Source organism: Peribacillus frigoritolerans (assembly GCF_004358755.1).
Lineage (GTDB): Bacteria > Bacillota > Bacilli > Bacillales > Bacillaceae > Bacillus_P.
This window is the reverse complement of the sequence record NZ_SMZY01000002.1, coordinates 112,682-135,407: the sequence shown is the minus strand read 5'-3', so window position 1 is coordinate 135,407 and position 22,726 is coordinate 112,682. Positions and strand designations below refer to the sequence as shown.

Below are 22,726 nucleotides of genomic sequence, written 5' to 3'. Positions count from 1 at the left end.
TAAGCTTTTTTTCAATCAAGATTATAGGCGGAAGGGAAGCAGTCAGTTCTGATTTAAATGATTTTCTGACTGATCTTCCTGTTCGCGGTCAAGCTCTTTTTGCTCTTTTTTGTTCAGCTGATCATTATCTTCCTCGGTTGGTCTATTTCTTTGATTATTCAGCATATCACTGGGAATTTCAGGCATGACGCGGCCGACGATTGCGGCAAGTTCCTCAAGGATGCCTCCAACAGGCTGTCCCTGCTGAAGATCTTTGCCCATTTCCCGCAGACGGACTGTAGTATCCGCATCAGCGATAATCACTGCGTTTGCACCATAAGGATCATGCTGAATGCTTTCTGCAACCGCATATTTAATTGATTCAACCTTGTTGCGGTCAAGTTTTGAATTTACATCAATTCCTACAACTGCATATTTCCCAAGAACAACTGCGCTGACATCATTTACGCCCGGTACACGCCCAGCAAGATTGACCAGGCGCTTTGAAATCTGTTCACCTGATTTTTTTTCCACAGGTTCATTTACTGTATTTCGAACATTAATGGGCTTTCCATTGTAATCTTCGGGTGTGTCGTCCTGAGACCCCTGATTTGCTTGGCATCCTGATAGTGCGAGAAGAATAAACAGTGCTGAGAAAACAAATTTGCGCATGAAATCACTCCTTTTTAGACCATGCTTTTTAATTTTATTGTCTAATAAATCTTCTATCTTTATGCACCAATTCATATATTTTAGCAACGCTTCAATTACAGCTTGATTATCTTCGTCTGACTTTTACGTGCAATACACTATAAAAACCTGAACTGGGTAGGAGGCGGAAGGTTGAGTAAAATCTATGTTTTGGATACGAATGTCTTACTGCAAGATCCGAATTCCATTTTTTCTTTTGAAGAAAACGAAGTAGTGATTCCGGCAGTCGTTCTTGAAGAAGTCGATTCAAAAAAGCGGTATATGGATGAAATAGGACGAAATGCAAGACATGTTTCCAAACTGATTGATAGCCTTAGGCTGATTGGAAAGCTTCATGAAAAAATTCCTTTGCCTAGTGGAGGATTTTTGAGGATTGAGCTGAATCATCGCTCTTTTCATGAACTTCAGGAGATTTTTATAGAAAAAACAAATGATAATCGCATTCTTGCAGTGGCGAAAAATCTTTCAATTGAAGAAGAAACAATGGAGAACGGCCGGCCGGTCATCCTTGTGAGCAAGGACACGCTGGTCAGGGTAAAAGCTGATGCGATCGGACTGCTGGCTGAGGATTTTCTGAGCGACAGGGTTGTTGAAATTGACAGAATCTATACAGGCTATCTTGATTTGTATATAAGCGGTGATGATTTAAACAGATTTTATGAGAAAAATGAATTGATTTTGTCTGAAGTAACAAATCATCCATTTTACCCAAATCAATTTGTCATTATGAAAAATGCGCTTGGAGGCTCAGCTTCTGCAATCGGATGTGTTGATAAGACAGGAAAAAAAGTAAAGAGGCTTGTATTTGATCACGATCACATCTGGGGAATAAGGCCAAGAAATGTCCAGCAGACAATGGCGATGGAGCTGCTTCTCAGAAATGACATGCCTCTTATCACATTAATTGGAAAAGCAGGCACCGGGAAAACACTGCTCGCTTTAGCGGCAGGTCTGATGCAGACAGAGGATTTAGGGACGTTCAAAAAATTGCTCGTTGCAAGACCAATCGTTCCTGTCGGGAAGGATATTGGCTATCTTCCGGGTGAAAAACAGGAAAAACTAAGACCGTGGATGCAGCCGATCTATGATAATTTAGAATATCTTTTCAATGCGAAAAAACCTGGCGAGCTGGATGCCATTTTAGCAGGGATGGGATCAATAGAAGTAGAAGCCCTGACGTATATTCGAGGCAGAAGTATTCCTGAGCAGTTCATTATTATTGATGAAGCCCAGAACTTAACGAAACACGAAGTGAAAACGATTTTGACCAGAGTAGGGGAAAAAAGCAAAATTGTCTTAATGGGAGATCCTGAGCAAATCGATCATCCTTACCTTGATGAATACAATAATGGCTTAACCTATGTTGTGGAAAAGTTTAAGGATCAGTATATTGCGGGGCATGTCAGATTAGTAAAAGGGGAGCGCTCCGGCCTTGCTCAGCTGGCTGCAGATTTATTGTGAAAGATGGGAAAAGCCGCTGTCATCAGCGGCTTTTCTTACTCAATAATAATTTCTTTTATGTTCGTAATAGGATTATTGCGGTTGCTGCCATCACCGTAATAGAGAGCAACGGGACCTTCGTCAGTAAGGGGTTTACCATTCTTGCTGAATCCAAGGATGAGGGCAGAGGCTTCCTCAAGTGACATTCTTACGTCTCCTTGCCCGGTTTTGAATACAGCATATTTTGCTGTCTGAGCAGGCTCCGCATTTTTAAGGAATGGAAGAAAAGGTATACCAAACGTTCCATTCAGAATTCTTTCTTTTTCAGTTCGCTTATTATTTTTGTTTTCCGGGAGCTTGGCTCCTTCGCGGATTTCCTGGTCCCAGTGTTTGGAGACTGCCTTTGTGTACTCTTCCAGTTCGTTCCGCTCTTTTTTGTTTTCATCAAAATAAACAGTCAGATCGACTTTTCTCTCATCAAATATCCATACGCCGGGATCCAGTGTAATTGGAAAGGCAATATTTCCTTTTATCAAAATGATTGAATCCATTGCTACACGTCCTTTCTTTAAAAGTATAAGCGCTTTCTGTCAATTTGTCATGAGGGACATTGGCATGATGGTTTTTGGGCAAACTAACACCTCATACTGAATGAAGAGGTGAACAGACCATGCCATGTCAAACCAGCGAAGAATTGGCGGAGCTTGTCAGCATTGCAAGGGAAGTGACAAAGGAAGGCAAGATTGCTGACTATATACCTGCACTGGGTGAAGCAAATCAAGGTGATTTATCCGTTGCGATTTATCATATTGAAAACACTTGTATGTCAGCTGGGGATATTGAAAAAAGCTTTACCTTGCAAAGCATATCAAAAGTGCTGACGCTTGCTCTTGTACTGATGGATCATGGGGAATCCTATGTATTTGATAAAGTGGGCATGGAACCGACGGGAGATCCGTTTAATTCGATCGTCAAGCTTGAAACTCATGAAAATCAGCGGCCGCTGAATCCGATGATTAACGCTGGCGCACTTGCAGTTACAAATATGATTAAGGGATCTGACAAGGAAGAAAAACTATCCCGCTTTTTAGCATTTACAAAAGAATTAACCTTCAATGAGAATATTAAAGTCTGCTCAGAAATCGCTTCTTCTGAATTTGAAAACGCATGGCTGAACAGGTCACTCTGTTATTTTATGAAAAAAGACGGAATCATTGATGGCGATGTAGAGGATTTAATTGATTTATATTCAAAGCAATGCGCTGTTCAAATGCACAGCCTTGATCTTGCGAAAATCGGGGCAGTCTTCGCCCTTGACGGCAAACATCCTCAAACAGAAAAACAAATCATCCCGAAAGATATTGCGCGTATCTGCAAAACGTTTATGGTGACATGCGGCATGTATAATGCTTCTGGAGAGTTTGCAATAAAAGTGGGGATCCCTGCTAAAAGCGGAGTGTCCGGAGGCATTATGGGAATCGTGCCCTATCATTTTGGAATCGGAATTTTTGGCCCTTCTCTTGATAAAAAAGGGAACAGTATTGCGGGTATAAAACTGCTGCATCTTTTGTCTGAAAAGTATGAATTAAACATATTCTGATGAAGCTTTGTGCGGGAACAAGTTCACTTATGAATAACACCTTGATTTTTCTTGATTTTTTACTGTTTTCCCTATAATATTAATAGATAGATTAGGGTAATCGCTCGGGAACGGAGGGGTTCAATTGGCGTCTGAGATTGCGATTGATCATCGAGAAAAAGCACTTGCGCTCTTAAAGGCAGATGCTGATAAAATTACGAAGCTGATTCAAGTCCAAATGGACAATTTGACGATGCCTCAATGTCCTCTTTATGAAGAGGTTTTAGATACACAAATGTTTGGACTATCGAGAGAAATTGATTTTGCCGTAAGGCTGAATCTGATTGATGAGCGGGAAGGCAAAGCTATCCTGGACACACTCGAAAGAGAAATGTCGGCATTGCACGAGGCGTTCACAAAGAAATAACAATAAAACTCAAACTGTTTAATTAGACAGTTTGAGTTTTTTTATAAAGCTCACAAGTCATCAAAGATCGGTAATGGATCTATGTAATAAACGCCTGAAAGAAAACAGCCTTTTTTAGCAGGTATATATACCAGAACAAAAGACCTACATACTTTTATAACTTGTTTACGCACGTTTGCCGGGTTACCATAAGGCGTGCGTTCGGAAGTTGAAAACATAATGGAAGGAATTTGCGCTTTAATCTCGAATTTCTAACTAGGAAATTAAAATCATCCAGAATGCAGCAACAAGTCACGATAGGAAGCGATAAAATGATAAAAAAAATTCTCAAATCATATGATTATTCACTCATACTTGCTGTCATTCTTTTATGCGGGTTTGGTCTTGTCATGGTTTACAGCTCAAGTATGATTTCTGCCGTTGCCAGGTGGGGTTATACAAGCGATTATTTTTTTCAAAGGCAGGCAATCTTTACTGCAATTGGGTTTGTAGTCCTCTTGGCTACTATGTTCTTTCCTTACAGAGCTTATTTAAGTCCTTTCTTTATCAGGAGCGTAGTCATGCTTTCCATCCTGATGCTCCTAGCTATTTTCGTATTTGGTTCCGTTGCAGGCGGTGCCAGAAGCTGGTTTTCCCTGTTCGGTTTTAAAGTCCAGCCTGCAGAATTTGTGAAACTGAGTGTTATCCTGTACCTTGCAGCTGTGTACGAAAAAAAACAATCATATATTGATCATTTTGGAAGAGGCGTGCTGCCTCCGATTATTTTTACAGGTTTTATCTGTGTATTGATCATTCTCCAGCCGGATATAGGTTCGGCATCAATTATTGGGATGATTGCTCTTTCGATGGTCTTATGTTCAGGGCTGGGCATGAAAAACATCTTTAAGCTCATTGTCCTGGGTCTTGCAGGTCTTGCTGCAATCAGTCCGCTTGTTTTGCTGAAATGGGACAAGATCTTTACAGAGGAGCGGGTCAGCCGTTTTGTAGGCTTTATGGATCCATTCGGAGATGCTAAAGACTCAGGGTTTCACTTAATCAATTCTTATTACGCCATTGGTTCAGGCGGCCTGACGGGGCTTGGCCTTGGGGAAAGTGTACAAAAATACGGCTATTTGCCTGAATCGCACACAGATTTTATTCTGGCGATCATCTCTGAAGAGCTGGGGATATTCGGAGTAGCGTTTGTCCTGATCCTTCTTGCTTTTATCGTGCTGAAAGGTTTTCACATTGCAAGAAACTGTGAAGATGCATTTGGCACGCTGCTCGCTATCGGCATTTCAAGCATGATTGGAATCCAGACAGCTATTAACGTTGGCGGATTAACAGGGCTGCTGCCGATTACCGGAGTTACTCTGCCATTTATAAGCTATGGGGGCTCCTCCATGATTCTATTAATGCTTTCAATGGGGCTTCTTATTAATATATCAATGTTTATTAAATACCGGGCGACTTATCAGAAAACGGAACAGAAGCCGGTAAAAGAAACACATAGTAATACGGTACCATTTCAATAGAATAAAAGTGTTATACTAATTATAAATGTGTTATACTTTTAGTAGTGCAACTGATGAAGCTTAAGGGGGATTCCTATGTCGCAGAAAAACATTCAGAAAATACTTGTAGCAAATCGGGGTGAAATTGCCATCCGTGTATTCCGTGCCTGCACGGAGCTTAATATCCGTACAGTGGCCATCTATTCTAAAGAAGATTCAGGCTCATTTCACCGTTACAAAGCAGATGAAGCATACATAGTGGGCGAAGGGAAAAAACCGATAGATGCTTATTTAGATATCGATGGCATTATTGAAATTGCTAAAGCCAATCATGTGGATGCCATTCATCCAGGCTATGGCTTTTTATCGGAGAATATTCATTTTGCAAGAAGATGCGAAGAAGAGGGAATTATTTTCATTGGCCCTAAGTCTAAGCATCTTGACATGTTTGGGGACAAAGTGAAAGCAAGAAAGCAGGCAGAGCTAGCAGATATTCCGGTCATTCCGGGCAGCAACGGACCTGTGCAAAGCTTAGAGGATGTTGTAGATTTTGGCCGCGAAAATGGCTATCCTTTCATTATTAAGGCTTCACTTGGAGGCGGCGGACGCGGCATGAGGATTGTGCGCAGCGCTGCAGATGTTAAAGAATCCTATGAACGTGCCAAATCAGAAGCAAAAGCGGCATTTGGCAACGATGAAGTATACGTTGAAAAGCTAATTGAAAATCCTAAGCACATTGAAGTGCAAATTATTGGTGATGAACACGGCAATATCATTCATTTGTTTGAACGTGATTGTTCCGTGCAAAGACGTCATCAAAAAGTGGTTGAGGTCGCTCCAAGTGTATCTGTAGATGAAAAATTAAGACAGGACATTTGTGATGCAGCTGTTAAGCTGATGAACAAAGTTGAATATGTGAATGCAGGAACAGTGGAATTCTTAGTTGCGAGTGGTGAGTTTTACTTCATTGAAGTTAATCCCCGTGTTCAAGTAGAGCATACGATTACCGAAATGGTCACAGGAATTGATATTGTTCAGACTCAAATTATGGTTGCAGAAGGCTATCCTCTTCATGGCAAAAAAATCGGCATACCGGCACAGGATCAAATCAGGGTAACGGGCTATGCCATTCAATCAAGGGTTACAACAGAAGATCCATTGAATAATTTCATGCCGGATACTGGCAAGATCATGGCATACCGTTCAGGAGGCGGCTTCGGAGTAAGACTTGATGCCGGAAACGGATTCCAGGGAGCTGTTATTACGCCGCATTATGATTCTTTGCTGGTTAAGCTTTCAACTCAGGCGCTGACGTTTGAGCAGGCAGCCGCAAAAATGATCCGAAACTTAAGGGAATTCAGGATCAGAGGGATTAAAACCAACATTCCTTTTTTAGAAAATGTTATTAAACATGAGAAATTCATGTCAGGTGAATACGATACATCTTTCATTGATTCATCACCAGAGCTGTTCGTATTTTCAAAGAAAAAAGACCGCGGAACAAAAATGCTTTCCTACATTGGAAATGTAACAGTTAATGGCTTCCCGGGCATTGAAAAGAAAAAGAAGCCGGTTTTCGATAAGCTCTATATTCCAAAAGTAAAACTTTCCGAACCGATTCCAAACGGAACAAAGCAGATTCTTGACGAGCAGGGTCCGGAAGGTCTTGTGAGATGGCTGAAAGAACAGAATGAAGTGCTATTAACAGATACAACATTCCGCGACGCTCATCAATCCCTGCTGGCAACACGCTTAAGAACGAATGACATCAAACATATCGCTGAACCTACAGCAAGGCTTCTTCCTAATTTATTTTCACTTGAAATGTGGGGCGGAGCAACATTTGATGTAGCATACCGCTTCTTAAAAGAAGATCCTTGGGACAGATTGCTCACAGTCAGAAAGCAAGTTCCAAATATCCTGCTGCAAATGCTTCTTCGTGCATCAAACGCGGTGGGCTATAAAAATTATCCGGATAATGTCATTGAAGAGTTTGTAGAAAAGTCTTCTTATGCAGGAATAGATGTTTTCCGGATTTTCGACAGCCTGAACTGGGTTGAAGGAATGCGTCCTGCGATTGAAGCGGTCAGAAATTCAAATAAAATCGCTGAGGCTGCGATTTGCTATACCGGAGATATTTTAGATCCTTCCCGCCGGAAATATGATCTTGAATATTATAAAAATCTGGCTAAAGAACTGGAAGAATCAGGATCTCATATCTTGGGAATTAAAGATATGGCAGGCTTGCTTAAGCCGCAGGCTGCTTATGATCTGATTTCTGCTTTAAAAGAAACGATTTCCATTCCAATTCATCTTCACACGCATGATACGAGCGGAAATGGTATTTTCACTTACGCCAAAGCAATCGAAGCTGGAGTCGACGTTGTGGATGTAGCTGTAAGCTCTATGTCCGGATTAACCTCACAGCCGAGCGCAAATTCTCTCTATCATGCCCTGCAGGGCATGGACCGCCGGCCTAAAGCCGATATTGAAGCATTAGAAGAACTGTCTCAATATTGGGAAGGCGTGCGCCACTATTATCAGGATTTTGAGAGCGGAATGAATTCTCCTCATTCGGAAGTGTACATGCATGAAATGCCAGGCGGACAATACAGCAATCTTCAGCAGCAGGCAAAAGCTGTTGGACTCGATGACCGCTGGAATGAAGTAAAAGAGATGTATCGCCGCGTAAATGATATGTTTGGAGATTTAGTGAAGGTAACGCCTTCTTCGAAAGTAGTCGGCGACATGGCCCTCTTCATGGTTCAAAATAATTTAACCGAAGATGATATTTATGAGCGCGGAGAAACGCTTGATTTCCCGGATTCCGTTATTGAATTATTTGAAGGATATCTCGGACAGCCTCACGGCGGTTTTCCGAAAGAACTTCAGCGCATTATCTTGAAAGGCCGCAAACCGATTTCGGTCAGACCTGGTGAATTGCTTGAGCCGGTTAACTTTGGCGCATTGAAAGAAGAGCTGTTCCAAAGCTTAAATAGACAAGTAACAAGCTTTGATGCAATCGCTCATGCCCTTTATCCAAAAGTGTTTATGGACTATGCAAAGACATTTGAACAGTTCGGGGATATTTCAGTTCTTGATACGCCGACATTCTTATATGGAATGAGACTTGGCGAAGAAATTGAAGTTGAAATCGAACAGGGGAAAACGCTGATCGTAAAACTGGTTTCAATTGGAGAGCCTCAGCCTGATGGAACACGCGTCGTCTATTTTGAACTAAATGGCCAGCCCCGCGAGGTCATTATCCGTGATGAAAACATTAAAGCGACAATCACAGCGAAAATGAAAGCTGATAAAGGCAACAAAGATCATATCGGAGCGACAATGCCTGGTACGGTCATCAAGGTTTTAGCTGAAAAAGGCGAAAAAGTCAGCAAGGGCGATCATTTGCTCCTGACTGAAGCAATGAAAATGGAAACAACCGTTCAGGCGCCATTCTCAGGAACGATCAAAGATATACATGTATCAAACGGTGAAGCCATTCAAACTGGTGATTTATTAATTGAAATCAGTCATTAAAAGACAGCCTCCGGGCTGTTTTTTTCTTTTTCGGCTTAATATGGATTTGGGTCACCACACAAAAACCCATCCATTCTTTCATAATAGAATGGAACTCGCTACAATCTAGAATGAGGTGAAAAAATATGAAAACAGCGGCAGTTTGGTTTCGCAGGGATTTAAGACTGCAGGATCATACAGCTCTTTCAAATGCGATGAAGTGGGCAGAAAAGAATGATGCAAGATTGTTATTGTTTTTTCAGATGAATCCCCACTTTTTGAGTGACAGCATAGATAAGCGGCATCAGTATTTCTTTCAGACATTATATTTATTCATGAAAGAATGTGAGAGTAAGAATATTGCGTTTCACCTTTTATCAGGAGAGACAGATAAGGTCTTTACTTCTTTAATAGATAACCTTCCCGAGATTGAGATGTTCTTTTTCAATGAAGATGAGACTGGCTACGGAAAAAAACGCGATGAAGTGGTCATGAAGCTCATTCAAGATAAAAATAGAAAAGTCTATACGTTCCAGGATCATTTTCTTCACGGTGCACAGGAAGTAAAAAAGCAGAATGGAGAGTTTTATAAAGTCTTTACTCCTTATTACAGGGCGTGGAGACAGCTTGATAAGAGCAGACCTCTCCAAATCAATTTAAAAGCCCTTGCCGAACGCGCCCGCAGGTTTGAAAAATTAACAGCAGATGGAAACCGCGAGCTTGAAGTAATAGCAGGAGATTTTGAAAAGCGAGAGGACATAGGAGAGGCAGATGCTTTAAAAACGTTAAAAAGCTTCACTTCCGAAAGATTAGAGGATTATCATAAAAAACGGGATCTTCCCGCTGTAAACGGAACAAGCAAGCTTTCCAGGCATTTAAAAACGGGAGCCATTTCTCCAAGAACGGTTTACCATTATGTCTCACAGATTGAGGTAGTTCAGGACAGCGGCAAGGAAACCTTTGTAAAAGAACTTGCCTGGAGGGATTTTTATAATATGGTCTATGTCCAATTCCCAAACAGTGCCGTTGAAGAGGCAGATGAACGGTATCACAAAATAAATTGGAGCAGAAATAACGAGCGGTTAAAAGCCTGGTGCGACGGTAAGACCGGATATCCAATAGTAGATGCGGGAATGAGGCAGCTGAACGCTGAAGGATGGATGCATAACCGGTTAAGGATGATTACTGCCTCATTTTTAACGAAGGATTATCTGCTCGACTGGCGTTTGGGAGAAGAATATTTTGCGAAAAAGCTAGTAGATTATGAGCCGGCATCCAACATTGGCGGCTGGCAGTGGGCCGCTTCAGTCGGAACAGACGCCGTGCCTTATTTCAGAGTGTTTAATCCGGTCACACAGTCGAAAAGATTCGACCCTGATGGAGAATTCATCCGGAAATATGTACCTGAGCTAAAAGATGTCGATGCCCGGTTTATTCACGAACCCTGGAAAATGAACAATGATCAGCAGAAACAGGCGAACTGCAGGGTTGGTGAGGACTATCCAGAGCCTACAGTTGAACACAGCGAGCAAAGGAAAAAAGCGATTGAAATGTTTAAAGGCTTGTAAAAAAGAACGCGCGCTGAAAGTTAATTAAATTTAATATAACAGTAAATTCGCATACCGCTTGGTGTGCTTTTTTTGATGAGAAATCAAAGGAAGGAGGAAACAAAGCGTTGTAATGAGGACACTTTTACAAGAAAGGGTGAGGAAAGAGGAAACAAAGCGTTGCTAAGAGGACACTTTTACATGAAAGGGTGAAGAAAGAAGAATCAAATCAGCTCTTTTAGAAGTCAAACCTAGCGGAGGATCGGTATATGGGAGGCATAGGATCTCAACAATTCTAGAGATCACAATTAATCAAAAAAGCCAGCCGAAAGAGGCTGGCTTCGTCATACTATTCAAGGGAAAGAAGAATCCCTCCATTTAGATGACTTTTTTATTCTCTTTATTCAATTGTGCCTGACGGTTAATTTTGTTTCTGCTGATAAGCAGGATGAAGTAGCTCAGAACCCCGAAAAGACAAGAGATAATTAGTGCATGGGCGAGTGCGACAGCTAAATTTAAACCCGTCAGCACGACAAGCGCCCCGGACACTACTTGCATGGAAATAAGGGCAAAAGCAATCATCCAGCCGTAATAGACGATTTTTTGATGCTTATAGTATTTAAATGCTTTGTAGGCAGCTATTGCCACCCAGATAAAGATTAAAGCGGCGGCAAATCTGTGGCCCATTTGAATCCACTCATGAAGAGTAGCCGGAAGACCGTATGGCCTGTTGCTGCACATTGGCCAGTTCGGACACGCAAGACTTGCTTCTTTATGTCTTACAAATGCACCTGTATACACAACCAGGTAGCAGTAAGAGATAACGCCGATCATATGAAACTTCATTCTTTTATCAATAATCAAGGATTCTGTATCAAACTTCTTATCTACTTCAAAGATAAGCAAAGTAAGCAGCAGAACAGAAGCAAATGATATGAGTGATATGCCGAAATGGAGCGCAAGAACGGCATCTGACTGTCCCCATTTTACTGCTGCAGCGCCAATTAATGCCTGCAGAATCAGGAAAAAGAATGAGATACCTGCAAGAAATTTTGTCTCGCGTTTATGTCCAATCATAATCCATGAAGAAACAGCTAATAGAAGGACGAGAATACCTGCAAGTCCGCTGACAACCCGGTGACTGAGCTCAATAACAAGCTCCGGGGTAATCTCAGACGGAATCAGTTCACCGTGGCAAAGCGGCCAAGAATCGCCGCATCCTGCTCCAGATTCTGTTTTTGTAACTAAAGCTCCTCCTAAGAGTACGAGAAGCATAACGATAGATGTGAGCACGCCTAAACCTTTTAATGCTCGCTGCAAGATGTTCACCTTCTTATTCGTAATGATGAGTTTTATCTAAATCGACAAAAAACGGGCTTGTGGGAGTGAAATAACAGCGGCAGCCTCTGCCGATCAGGCAACAAAAATATGACGGATACCATTTCTGTTTATTATAGTAGGAAAACAGGTACATTAAAAAGGAATTATATGGATGATTCTTTCACACATGTTTTTTCGCAAAAGATTCCATAATCTATAAAAAATTCCTAATAGTTATGATAGAATGTTATCGTGGTCAAAAAGTTATGCCATCATTTTTTAGATTATCAGTGAATGGACAGCTTTTCAATTAATTAACCTGCTCTGCTCATCTGCTTCACAATTTCGACATAACTTCTTCATAATTTGTTCACAAAACTTTTGCTGATTATGGTTTAATATCAAGAAGGAAGCATTTTGTAAATATTGTTTTATTTAGTATGATATAGAAAGTCTCCATCATACAGCAGATGTTTTATATTAGAAGCAGAATTGAAAAGGAGGTCTAAAAACGTGCCTGATTCAAGGACCTTATCAGAAACACATCTAAGCGGAACCCGGCCGGAAGAAATCCATGAAACGACAGCTCTAAAAGACTTCCTGAGTCTTATAAAGATGGGCATTGTCAATTCTAACATGATTACTACCTTCACGGGACTGTGGCTGGCATTGCATTTTACAGGACAAAGCTTCCTGCAGAATATAGATAGTGTTTTATTTGTTTTACTTGGTTCCGCTTTAATTATTGCTGGTTCTTGTGCAATCAATAATTTTTATGACCGTGATATTGATCATATCATGGAAAGAACGAAAATGAGACCGACAGTTACTGGGAAAATGAACCCAATTCAAGCTTTGTGGATTGGTATTTTATTGCTTACGTTCGGCTTTATTCTTTTGCTGATGACAACTGTAACGGCTACGTTAATCGGGTTGATCGGCGTAATTACATACGTCTTTTTATATACAATGTGGACAAAACGCCACTATACACTGAACACTGTTGTGGGCAGTGTATCGGGTGCAGTTCCTCCCCTTATCGGCTGGGCTGCAATCGATGCAGACCTGAGTGTGACAGCTTGGGTATTGTTTATGATCATGTTCATATGGCAGCCGCCGCATTTTCTTGCTCTTGCAATGAAAAGAGTGGAAGAATACCGGGCTGCAGGCATTCCGATGCTGCCGGTGGTTCATGGTTTTGCCATTACAAAAAGGCAAATGATGGTTTGGGTGATCTGTCTTCTGCCTTTGCCGTTTTACTTATTTCAGCTCGGGGTTTCTTTCATTATTCTGGCAGCCGCTTTAAATATCGGCTGGCTTGTGCTGGCTTTGTCAGGCATGAAAATGAAAGATGATCTGAAATGGGCAAAGTGGATGTTTATTTATTCACTGAATTACTTAACGATCCTTTTTGTGGCGATGGTACTTTTCACGATCAACTAGGTTAGGAATTCTTTCTTTTAGGAATTTACATAGAAGGAATTATCAATTCCTGTGATATTGCGGGAATTAATTTACTGAAAGAGGGGTTTGATTTAGCTATGGAAAAGAGGCTGACAAAATTACGTCTCGTTGCCATCTTTGCAATGTTGACACTTGTCTTAGCCGGCTGTGGTGAACCATATCTTTCCGCTCTTCAACCAGCTGGTGAAGTTGCGGATATGCAGTACTCATTAATGGTGCTGAGTACGCTCATCATGGTCATTGTAATCGCAGTCGTAACTGTGATCTTCATTTATGTAGTTCTGAAATTCAGACAGCGCAAAGGTGAGGAAAATAAAATTCCTGAGCAAGTAGAGGGAAGTCATAAACTTGAAATCATTTGGACTGTTATTCCTATTCTTTTACTACTTGTGTTAGCGGTTCCAGTAGTATCTGCTACATTTGAACTTGCAGATGTGAAACCAATGGACAAAAAGGACCGCAAGCCTGAAGATGCGGTTGTCGTTAATGTCAGAGCGAATCTTTACTGGTGGGAATTCGAATATCCTGATCATGGGGTAATCACTAGCCAGGATTTAGTTGTTCCAACAGATGAAAGGGTTTACTTTAATCTGATTGCTTCTGATGTAAAGCATTCATTCTGGATTCCTTCAGCAGGCGGAAAAATGGATACAAACACAGAAAACATAAATCAGTTCTGGCTTAATTTTGACAGCAAGCGATCAGAAGAAGCCGGCGAATATTTTTACGGGAAGTGTGCAGAGCTATGCGGCCCTTCACATGCTTTAATGGATTTTAAAGTAAAAACAAAATCCCGCGCAGAATTTGATCAATGGCTTGAAGAAATGAAAGGTGCAAAAGCAGTTGCATCTTCAGATTTAGCTAAACAGGGTGAAAAGTTATTCCAGGAAAAAAGCTGCATCGGCTGTCATGCTGTGACACCTGTTGATGAGCGTCCTGAACAGGCTAGAACAGCTCCAAACTTAGCTAACTTCGGAGAGCGCACCAGGGTAGCGGGCATTATGCCTCATGATAAAGAAAATATCAGAAACTGGCTGAAAGATCCTGAACAGTACAAACCAGGAAACAAGATGACAAAAACGTATCCTGAGCTGAATGATGAGGAACTTGATGCACTTACTGAATACTTAAGCGGCTTAAAAGTCGAAACGAAGTAAGATGTCTCAGCAGATTAAAAGGGAGGTAACACTGTGAGTACGTTAACTCAGAAAAAAGGGTTCGGCGCTGTTCTTTGGGACTACTTAACAACAGTAGACCATAAAAAAATCGCCATCCTTTACCTGATTTCCGGCGGCTTCTTCTTCCTCGTAGGTGGATTAGAAGCGATGCTTATAAGAATTCAGCTCGCTGTGCCAAATAACGATTTTATCGCAGCCGGCCTTTACAACGAGATTTTAACTATGCATGGCACGACCATGATTTTCCTTGCAGCCATGCCGCTCATATTCGGTTTTATGAATGCGGTTGTACCGATTCAAATCGGAGCTCGTGACGTTGCATTTCCATTTTTAAATTCACTCGGTTTCTGGCTGTTCTTCTTTGGAGGACTTTTCCTGAACTTGAGCTGGTTTTTAAATGGAGCACCTGATGCAGGCTGGACGAATTACGCTTCACTTGCACTGAACTCGCCTGGCCATGGAGTAGATTTCTACCTGCTGGGACTTCAGATATCAGGATTTGGTACACTGATAGCAGGTATTAACTTCCTCGCAACGATTATTAACATGCGTGCACCTGGTATGACATACATGCGCATGCCGTTGTTCACTTGGACAACTTTTGTAGCTTCAGCACTTATCTTATTTGCTTTTCCGCCGCTTACAGTTGGTTTAGCAATTATGATGTTTGACCGTGTATTTGGCACTGGATTCTTTGTTCCGGAGCTTGGAGGAAATACAATTATCTGGGAGCATTTATTCTGGATTTTCGGACATCCTGAGGTTTACATCTTAATTCTTCCGGCTTTCGGGATTTTCTCGGATGTATTGCCGCATTTCTCGAAAAAGCGTTTATTCGGATATTCATCAATGGTATTTGCCACAGTATTAATTGGATTTTTAGGGTTCATGGTGTGGGCGCATCACATGTTCACAACCGGGCTTGGACCAATCGCTAATGCAATTTTCGCAGTTGCCACAATGGCCATTGCTGTTCCGACAGGAATTAAAATTTTTAACTGGATGTTTACAATGTGGGGCGGAAGCATCCGCTTTACAGTTCCGATGATCTGGTCTGTTGCTTTCATTCCTACGTTCGTAATGGGCGGAGTAACAGGAATCATGCTTGCAGCTGCACCGACAGATTATCAGTATCATGACACCTATTTCGTAGTTGCGCATTTCCACTATGTAATCGTAGGCGGAGTTGTTATGGGATTATTCGCAGGTCTCCACTATTGGTGGCCGAAGATGTTCGGCAAAATGCTTGGCGAAAAACTTGGTGTTGTTACTTTCGTCTTATTCTTTACAGGCTTCCATTTAACGTTCTTTATCCAGCATTTCCTAGGATTGATGGGCATGCCGCGACGCATTTTCACCTTCCTTCCTGGACAGGGTCTTGAAACGGGGAACCTGATCAGTACGGCTGGGGCTTTCTTAATGGCTGCCGGAACAATCGTATTGCTTTACAACGTCGTTATTTCTTCTATTAAAGGAGAAAAAGCAGCAGGAGATGCTTGGGGAGATGGACGCAACCTTGAATGGGCTGTATCATCACCTGCTCCTGAATATAACTTTAAACAAACACCGCTTGTCCGCGGTCTTGACGCTTTGTGGGTTGAAAGAATGGAAGGCAACAAAGGCATGACTCCTGCTGAACCGCTGGGAGACATCCATATGCCTAACGGTTCCATCCTGCCGCTGATCATGTCATTTGGATTGTTTGTTGCAGCATTCGGACTATTGTATCATGCAGATTATGCATGGGGAGTTCCGGTGATTATTATCGGGTTCTTAATTACGCTTGGATGTATGTTCCTTCGTTCTATCATTGATGATCACGGTTATCATATTCACAAAGAAGATTTAATGAATGATGATAACGATAAGGGGGTTAAGGCATAATGCATGTTGAGGAAAAATTAACAGCTGAAACGTTCCCTGCCTCACCTGAAAAGGCGACCCTTGAAGGCAAAAATAAATTTTTAGGCTTCTGGCTTTTCCTTGGGGGAGAGACGGTCCTGTTTGCTTCTCTGTTTGCTACGTTTTTAGCTTTAAGAGATTCAAATAACGGCGGTGCAACCACTCAGGAAATGTTTGAACTTCCGCTTGTATTTGCAGCAACAATGCTTCTTTTGACAAGTTCGCTTACAAGTGTATATGCGATGTACCACATGAAGAACTTTCAATTTAAAAAGATGCAGCTTTGGATGGGAATCACGGTCCTTTTAGGAGCAGGCTTCCTTGCCCTTGAAATTTATGAGTTTAATCATTATATTCACGAATTTCATTTCACAATGACAAGCAGTGCACTTGGTTCTGCCTTTTACACGCTTGTTGGAACACACGGTGCCCACGTGGCATTCGGTCTTCTGTGGATTACGACATTGATGGTCCGCAATGCAAAAAGAGGACTCAACTTATACAACGCACCAAAATACTACGTTGCAAGTTTATACTGGCATTTCATTGACGTTGTATGGGTGTTCATTTTCACGGTTGTATACTTAATGGGAATGGTGGGATAAACTGATGGCAGCTAATCAAAACTCAGGAAACCCAAAAGTAGATCTTGCATATCGCCGCAAGAAAAATAAAGAAGATATGAAATTTCAGGTTGTTACATTTGCATTAATGATTTTCCTTACAGTCATTGCATTTGTAGCAATTGGCTATGATGGCATTGCAGAATGGTTCAAAATTCCGTTTATCCTTTTGCTTGCTGTTATACAGGTTATTTTCCAGCTTTACTACTTTATGCATATGAGCCATAAAGGCCATGAAGTGCCTGCGCTTTTCCTTTACTCAGGAATTGGTGTAGCATTCTTGACAGTACTGACATTTGTCACAATCATTTGGTGGTAATCCTAAAACCGGCTGAATCCTCAGCCGGTTTTTTTATTTTGCCTGAAAAGTAAAAGTCAGCAGACTGCAATCAAATGAGCGGCAGTTTCCTTGCTCAGTTCGGGAATTTCAAGTTTGTATTCCTGCGCTTTTCTAATGTCATAGAACGTTCATTGATAGCGCTTCATTGAAGGTGTATAATAGTTTGCAGGAGTTATAGCAGAAATAGGAGATGAACTCATTGTTAAATTTAGAAATGTTTGGCTTTAGAGCAATGTGGAGCCCTTATTTTTTCCTGTTTGTTGCGGTCATTCTTGGCATTTATTTTCTATTAATCGGACCTCTTCGAAATCGATTTCACGATAGCCAGCCTGTCCCGTTCAAACAGAAGGCCCTTTTTGCAGGCAGCATGATTCTTTTATATGCTGTAAAAGGCAGTCCGCTGGATTTAATGGGGCATTTAATGTTCAGTGCACATATGACACAAATGGCCCTTTTATATTTGCTGATACCGCCTCTTATGATCTATGGCATCCCGGTCTGGATGTGGAGAGCGATGATCTACAGACGGGGAGTGAAGCAAATCGTTTCATTTCTGTCTAAACCGCTGATAGCTTTAATCGTCTTTAATGGGTTTTTTTCAATCTATCATATTCCGCTTGTATTTGATGCTGTGAAAACAGATCATGTCCTGCATGCATCCGTAACGATCTTAATTTTCATAACTGCGATGCTGATGTGGTGGCCATTGCTCAATGAATTGCCTGAATGGAGGGAGCTTGGCGGAATTAAGAAAATCGGATACATCTTTGCCAATGGAATGCTGCTGACGCCAGCCTGTGCTCTTATCATATTTGCTGATACTTCGCTTTATTCTACGTATTCAGATCCAAGAGCATGGGTAAGCGCCCTTGAACTCTGCGTCCCGGCAAGCATGCTGTCAGGTCTGAATTTGACTGGTCCGGAAATGTTTAATACATTGCCTCTTGTTGAAGATCAGCAGCTTGGAGGCATTATGATGAAAATTATCCAGGAATTTGTTTATGGAACTCTTCTTGGGATTATTTTCTTCAAATGGGCCCGTCAGGAGAGAGAGCGTGATGGTCTTGAGGAAAGAAAAAGATTTTCTCCGCAGCCGATAAAGTAACTTTCGCTCTAATTTTCTGCTTATCAATCTATAATTTTTATTTTTAGGAGCTGCAAAAATGAATGTACCTATTTTACCTACTATTAGTACAGCCTTTATTGTTTTAAGTGCAGTTTCTGTTGCTGTTGGCTGGTATTTAATTAAGCAGCGCAAAATAGAAGCCCATCAGAAAGCCATGCTTACCGCAGCTGTTTTTGCGGTTATCTTCTTTATAGTGTATGCCTCGAGAACTGTCTTTGTAGGGAACACAGCATTCGGGGGACCAGACAACATTAAAGTCTATTATACTGTTTTCCTGATTTTTCATATTACTCTAGCTACTATAGGTGCAGTATTTGGCATTATCACCTTAATTTCAGGCTATAAAAACAATCTGTCAAAGCACAGAAAATCAGGTCCGGTTACAAGCATTATTTGGTTTTTTACCGCCATTACCGGCGTGGCTGTCTATTATCTGCTGTATATTCAGTATAAAGGCGGAGAGACGACCTCTGTATTCAAAGCGATTTTAGGGATTTAGTGTGGCACCAAAGGTGTTATGGAATGGATCATTCTATAACATCTTTTTTGTTTCTTTTTTTCTTTAAGTATAGGACGCACAGAATGGCCATAAAATGAAAGTATCAGACGGTTTACGAAAGGGAGTGACTGTAAGATGATTGAAATTGTAACAGATCGGCTGCTGATTATCCCCTGTTCTTTAGATATTGCCAAATCTTTAGTCTTTCACAGAAAAGAACTGGAAAGCCGCTCCCCGATTGGAATACCTGTTACTTGGCCTTCAACTGCCGTCAAAGGAATGCTCCCGCTCTATATAGAAAGACTGGAGAGGAATGAAAACGAATACGGCTGGGGACTTTGGCTCATTATTTTATATCATGAAAAGAGAATTGTAGGAGACTTATTTCTGCAGGGCATGCCGGATGAGCATGGATGTGTGGAACTATGCTACAACATCCACGAGGTCGAAGATGAAGAAAGTTTAACATTTGAAGCGATTGAAGCTGTCATTGAATGGCTGACAAGTGAAAAATCCGTCATTCAAATCAGCATGGAATGCATCGATCATAATAAAAAATCCATTCGCCTTTTTGAAAAACTCGGTATGATCTGCACAAAAAAAGAGGACGTTTTTTTATCCTGGGAACTCAAAAAGAAAGCCTAGATGAGAGGAATACCATATGATCCGTATAGCAGAAAAGAGTGATTATGAAGAGGTTGCCCGTTTATCACAATACTCATTAAAGAACGATTGCACAGAAATAAACCGCTTGCAGAATAAGTGTATACTTGGTGACTTTGAAAGCGAGAAGCTGATTGCTAAAATACACATCCTGGATCAAAACATCTATTTTTCTGGGGGGAAAGTGAAGATGGGAGGACTGTCATCTATTTGTGTTTTGCCGGAAAAGCGGCGCAAGCATGATATGGACAAGCTTCTATTTGAAGCTTTAGTATGGATGAAAAACCGAGGCTATTCCATTTCATATCTGCATCCTTCTTCCATACCTTATTACAGAAAATTCGGCTGGGAACTCATTTCAAATGAAAAGCAGTGGACGATAAGGAAAGGAGATCTTCGTCTCCGGACGTTTAGCGGGAGCTGTAAGGTCAAAGAGCTCAGCGGGATTCTTGCTTTGCCGTTCCTGCAAGCAGTTTATGATTGTTTCAGCAAAGAGAATAATGGAATGTTAGTCAGATCGGAAGAATGGTGGAAAAAAGAAATATTAAAAGAAAATCATTTTGTTTTTGTTCACTTCCTTCAGGATGGTAGTGCAGATGGATACTTGATTTGCAGGCTCGAAAACAAAAAGCTGTATATCGATGAATGCATAGCTCTCAATGACACAGCAAAAAAATCACTTTGGACTTTTATCTGCCGGAAAAGAATGAAATTTGAGGAACTGATTTGGCGTACATATGAACAGGATCATTTTTCGTTTTTATTGAAAAACCCTTTTATTCTATCAAAGGTTAAACCTTCCATTATGGGAAGGATCATTAATGTCAAATCTTTTTTAGAGCAATATATGGTAGCCCCTGCTGAAATGCCGCTTTTTCTGCACATCCATGATTCCTTTGCAGACTGGAACAGCGGAACTTATCTTATAAAAAACGGAGAGATCACTCACTTTCAGAAGGCATCTCAAGGAAGTGCCTGTTCTCATCCTCCAAAACGAGGTCTGCAGATGGATATATCCGTTTTAACCGCTGTTTTTTTCAGGTATATGAATGCAGCTTCGCTCTATGACGCAGGTCTGATTCAGGGACCGGAAGATGATCTAGATTTGCTGAAGAAAATGCTTCAATCGAAAAAATCGATTTGCATAGATCGCATTTAAAAAGGGCTGAACGATAAGCGTTCAGCCCTTTCATTTTTTAAAATTTAAAATTAAAACGGATGATGCCCGCTTCTCTTGCGGAATTATACACAATTAAAATCATTGGGCCAATGAAAAAACCAAGGACGCCAAACAGCTTTAACCCAAGATACATCGAGATGAGCGTCGCAAGAGGAGATAATCCAATATGGCTGCCCATTACTTTAGGTTCTATGGTTCGTCTGATAATCAAAAGAACAGCTGTCAGAATTCCAAGCTTAGCCGCAAGCACTGGATCGCCTGAAATGAGATGATAAAGGGTCCAGGGGCCCATTATAATGATAGATCCTATGATAGGGATAACATCAATAATCCAGATGATAATGGACATAACAAGCGCAATTTCGGGGACTATCAGCAATAGTCCGATAAAGGATGCAACAAAAATAATAATGCTGACTAAAAACTGTGCTTTTGCAAAGCCGAAAATGACATATGACATGCGAGTAATCATAAAGTTCACTTTTTGAGCAGTATTTTCCTTCATATGTCCATACATTCGGATTTTCAGGTTTGGCAGCTCGAGCATAAACAGGAATAAGGCAATCAAGTAAACCAGCATATTTACCATATAATTAGGAATGTTTGTAAATACGCTTTTGACATTGTCTATATTTACAGAGCCTGCAAGATCGGCTTTTGTTTTTTCGAGAAATTCTTCTACCTGATTGCTGATTTCATTTACAAACTCCGGCGGAAGATCCTTTGCTGAGTTTGTAATCCGTTTTTCAATATTATTCCAGGCTATCGTAATTTCGTTTATGTAGGTTGGTGCATTTTCTATGGTCCTAATGGCTTCGCCTACTACTTTAGTTGTAATAAAGTAACCGCTGATGGTAATGGTGAACAGAAAGATTAAAAAAGTCACCAGCACAGCCATTTTCCGTTTAAGCTTTACACGGTTTTGGAAAAGCTTTACGAGAGGTTCCAATAATAACGCTGTAATAAATGCCATAATTAAGGGAATTGATATGGGCAAAAGAAAATAGATGATCAGTCCAATCACAATAACAGATAAAAAAATGAGGAAATTGTGCTTATTAAGTATAGTAGACAATCCCTTGCTCCTTTCTATGGTTCTCCTTAAATTATAGTACGAAAGTACGGTGTGCAGAAAGGCTTTTTTAATTTTATGAAAATTTCATTCTCAGTATGAGGCGTATAAAGGGGCTTTACTAAAATGATCAAATAAAAAAGCAAAAGCAGTTTATGCTTTTGCGTGTAGAATCTTTAAACGATTCGGCCGACTTCTTCTTTTAGCTGTTTAAGCAGATTCTGGCTTGTACTTAAAACGGCATTTGGAAATGTTTCGCCTTCGCCGTATTCTACTCCGTGCGGATAATAATGCTTGCCGAGAAGAGGTGTCATTAATTTTACAACTGCATGCTTTGCGCCAATATCGCCTTCTACTGCATATCCCGGGATACGCAGATAAAACGTTTCACCTTTGTTTTCGAATTTACGATCGTATGTAACACGTTCATAATCCCACTGACCAGCCCGGACGATGCCAAGCTCATCCATAATTTCATCAAGTCTTGCTAATTCTACTTTCAAACCATCCAGTCCCGTGTTTTCCAATTTCATTATGTATTCCCTCCTAAAACCTTATAACGGCATTTTCATTAGTAAAGCGCTTTAATGAACTCCACTTCAATCATAGTACGAATGCATGGAACTTTCAATCTTTACCTGATAATTTACATCTTTATCTTTTT

Annotated in this window: 20 protein-coding genes; 15 read left to right on the top strand and 5 right to left on the bottom strand. The window is 40.9% G+C overall.

What is annotated here, in order from left to right; translation table 11 throughout:
* Positions 1 to 42: 42 nt before the first annotated feature.
* Entirely contained in the window at positions 43 to 651 is a 609-nt protein-coding gene (locus E2R53_RS08160) for a YhcN/YlaJ family sporulation lipoprotein (protein ID WP_133311304.1), read from the bottom strand.
* Positions 652 to 822: 171 nt separating this feature from the next.
* Here E2R53_RS08160 and E2R53_RS08155 point away from each other — a divergent pair, with 171 nt between their 5' ends.
* A complete protein-coding gene (locus E2R53_RS08155) occupies positions 823 to 2,151 on the top strand; it encodes a PhoH family protein (RefSeq protein WP_133311303.1) in 1,329 nt (442 codons plus the stop codon).
* 35 nt (positions 2,152 to 2,186) lie between these two features.
* Here E2R53_RS08155 and E2R53_RS08150 read toward each other — a convergent pair whose 3' ends face one another.
* Positions 2,187 to 2,681: a peptidyl-prolyl cis-trans isomerase gene (locus E2R53_RS08150; protein ID WP_133311302.1), complete on the bottom strand. Its 495-nt coding sequence runs from the start codon at positions 2,679 to 2,681 to the stop codon at positions 2,187 to 2,189.
* A gap of 119 nt (positions 2,682 to 2,800) precedes the next feature.
* On the opposite strand from E2R53_RS08150, the gene glsA reads away from it, so the two are divergent.
* From glsA to E2R53_RS08125, 5 genes are all read left to right on the top strand, one after another.
* Positions 2,801 to 3,730 carry a glutaminase A gene (gene glsA, locus E2R53_RS08145; RefSeq protein WP_133311301.1) on the top strand — a complete coding sequence of 310 codons (930 nt, stop codon included), beginning with the start codon at positions 2,801 to 2,803 and terminating at the stop codon, positions 3,728 to 3,730.
* A gap of 124 nt (positions 3,731 to 3,854) precedes the next feature.
* Entirely contained in the window at positions 3,855 to 4,136 is a 282-nt protein-coding gene (locus tag E2R53_RS08140) for a YlaN family protein (RefSeq protein WP_070879036.1), read from the top strand.
* A gap of 311 nt (positions 4,137 to 4,447) precedes the next feature.
* A complete protein-coding gene (locus E2R53_RS08135; protein WP_133311300.1) occupies positions 4,448 to 5,650 on the top strand; it encodes an FtsW/RodA/SpoVE family cell cycle protein in 1,203 nt (400 codons plus the stop codon).
* 75 nt (positions 5,651 to 5,725) lie between these two features.
* Entirely contained in the window at positions 5,726 to 9,169 is a 3,444-nt protein-coding gene (gene pyc / locus E2R53_RS08130) for a pyruvate carboxylase (protein ID WP_133311299.1), read from the top strand.
* Between the two features lie 125 nt (positions 9,170 to 9,294).
* Positions 9,295 to 10,716, top strand: a complete 1,422-nt coding sequence (locus E2R53_RS08125; RefSeq protein WP_133311298.1) for a cryptochrome/photolyase family protein — start codon at positions 9,295 to 9,297, stop codon at positions 10,714 to 10,716.
* 357 nt (positions 10,717 to 11,073) lie between these two features.
* Here E2R53_RS08125 and E2R53_RS08120 read toward each other — a convergent pair whose 3' ends face one another.
* On the bottom strand, positions 11,074 to 12,015 hold the full coding sequence (locus tag E2R53_RS08120; protein ID WP_133311297.1) for a COX15/CtaA family protein: 942 nt from the start codon (positions 12,013 to 12,015) through the stop codon (positions 11,074 to 11,076).
* A 570-nt stretch (positions 12,016 to 12,585) separates the two neighbouring features.
* Here E2R53_RS08120 and cyoE point away from each other — a divergent pair.
* The 9 genes from cyoE to E2R53_RS08075 all read left to right on the top strand — a co-directional run bounded on the left by cyoE (position 12,586) and on the right by E2R53_RS08075 (position 20,969).
* On the top strand, positions 12,586 to 13,458 hold the full coding sequence (gene cyoE, locus E2R53_RS08115) for a heme o synthase (RefSeq protein ID WP_435796793.1): 873 nt from the start codon (positions 12,586 to 12,588) through the stop codon (positions 13,456 to 13,458).
* Between the two features lie 98 nt (positions 13,459 to 13,556).
* Complete coding sequence (gene coxB / locus E2R53_RS08110) at positions 13,557 to 14,636, top strand: cytochrome c oxidase subunit II (protein WP_133311295.1); 1,080 nt, start codon at positions 13,557 to 13,559, stop codon at positions 14,634 to 14,636.
* A 33-nt stretch (positions 14,637 to 14,669) separates the two neighbouring features.
* Positions 14,670 to 16,541 carry a cytochrome c oxidase subunit I gene (gene ctaD / locus E2R53_RS08105; protein WP_133311294.1) on the top strand — a complete coding sequence of 624 codons (1,872 nt, stop codon included), beginning with the start codon at positions 14,670 to 14,672 and terminating at the stop codon, positions 16,539 to 16,541.
* Entirely contained in the window at positions 16,541 to 17,164 is a 624-nt protein-coding gene (ctaE, locus tag E2R53_RS08100) for a cytochrome c oxidase subunit III (RefSeq protein WP_133311293.1), read from the top strand. The genes ctaD and ctaE overlap by 1 nt, the downstream gene beginning before the upstream one ends.
* Positions 17,165 to 17,168: 4 nt before the next feature.
* Positions 17,169 to 17,501, top strand: coding sequence for a cytochrome c oxidase subunit IVB (ctaF, locus tag E2R53_RS08095; protein WP_133311292.1), 333 nt, complete (start codon positions 17,169 to 17,171; stop codon positions 17,499 to 17,501).
* A gap of 235 nt (positions 17,502 to 17,736) precedes the next feature.
* Positions 17,737 to 18,627 (top strand): cytochrome c oxidase assembly factor CtaG, encoded by an 891-nt coding sequence (gene ctaG / locus E2R53_RS08090; RefSeq protein WP_286166182.1) that lies wholly within the window; start codon positions 17,737 to 17,739, stop codon positions 18,625 to 18,627.
* A 58-nt stretch (positions 18,628 to 18,685) separates the two neighbouring features.
* Positions 18,686 to 19,147, top strand: a complete 462-nt coding sequence (locus tag E2R53_RS08085; protein WP_133311290.1) for a DUF420 domain-containing protein — start codon at positions 18,686 to 18,688, stop codon at positions 19,145 to 19,147.
* A gap of 135 nt (positions 19,148 to 19,282) precedes the next feature.
* Positions 19,283 to 19,792: a GNAT family N-acetyltransferase gene (locus E2R53_RS08080; protein ID WP_133311289.1), complete on the top strand. Its 510-nt coding sequence runs from the start codon at positions 19,283 to 19,285 to the stop codon at positions 19,790 to 19,792.
* Between the two features lie 16 nt (positions 19,793 to 19,808).
* Positions 19,809 to 20,969, top strand: a complete 1,161-nt coding sequence (locus E2R53_RS08075) for a GNAT family N-acetyltransferase (RefSeq protein ID WP_133311288.1) — start codon at positions 19,809 to 19,811, stop codon at positions 20,967 to 20,969.
* 37 nt (positions 20,970 to 21,006) lie between these two features.
* Here the strand turns inward: E2R53_RS08075 and ytvI are convergent, their stop codons facing one another.
* Both ytvI and E2R53_RS08065 read right to left on the bottom strand, forming a co-directional pair.
* Positions 21,007 to 22,065, bottom strand: coding sequence for a sporulation integral membrane protein YtvI (gene ytvI, locus E2R53_RS08070; RefSeq protein WP_133311287.1), 1,059 nt, complete (start codon positions 22,063 to 22,065; stop codon positions 21,007 to 21,009).
* A 173-nt stretch (positions 22,066 to 22,238) separates the two neighbouring features.
* Entirely contained in the window at positions 22,239 to 22,595 is a 357-nt protein-coding gene (locus tag E2R53_RS08065; protein WP_133311286.1) for a YugN family protein, read from the bottom strand.
* Positions 22,596 to 22,726: the final 131 nt, after the last annotated feature.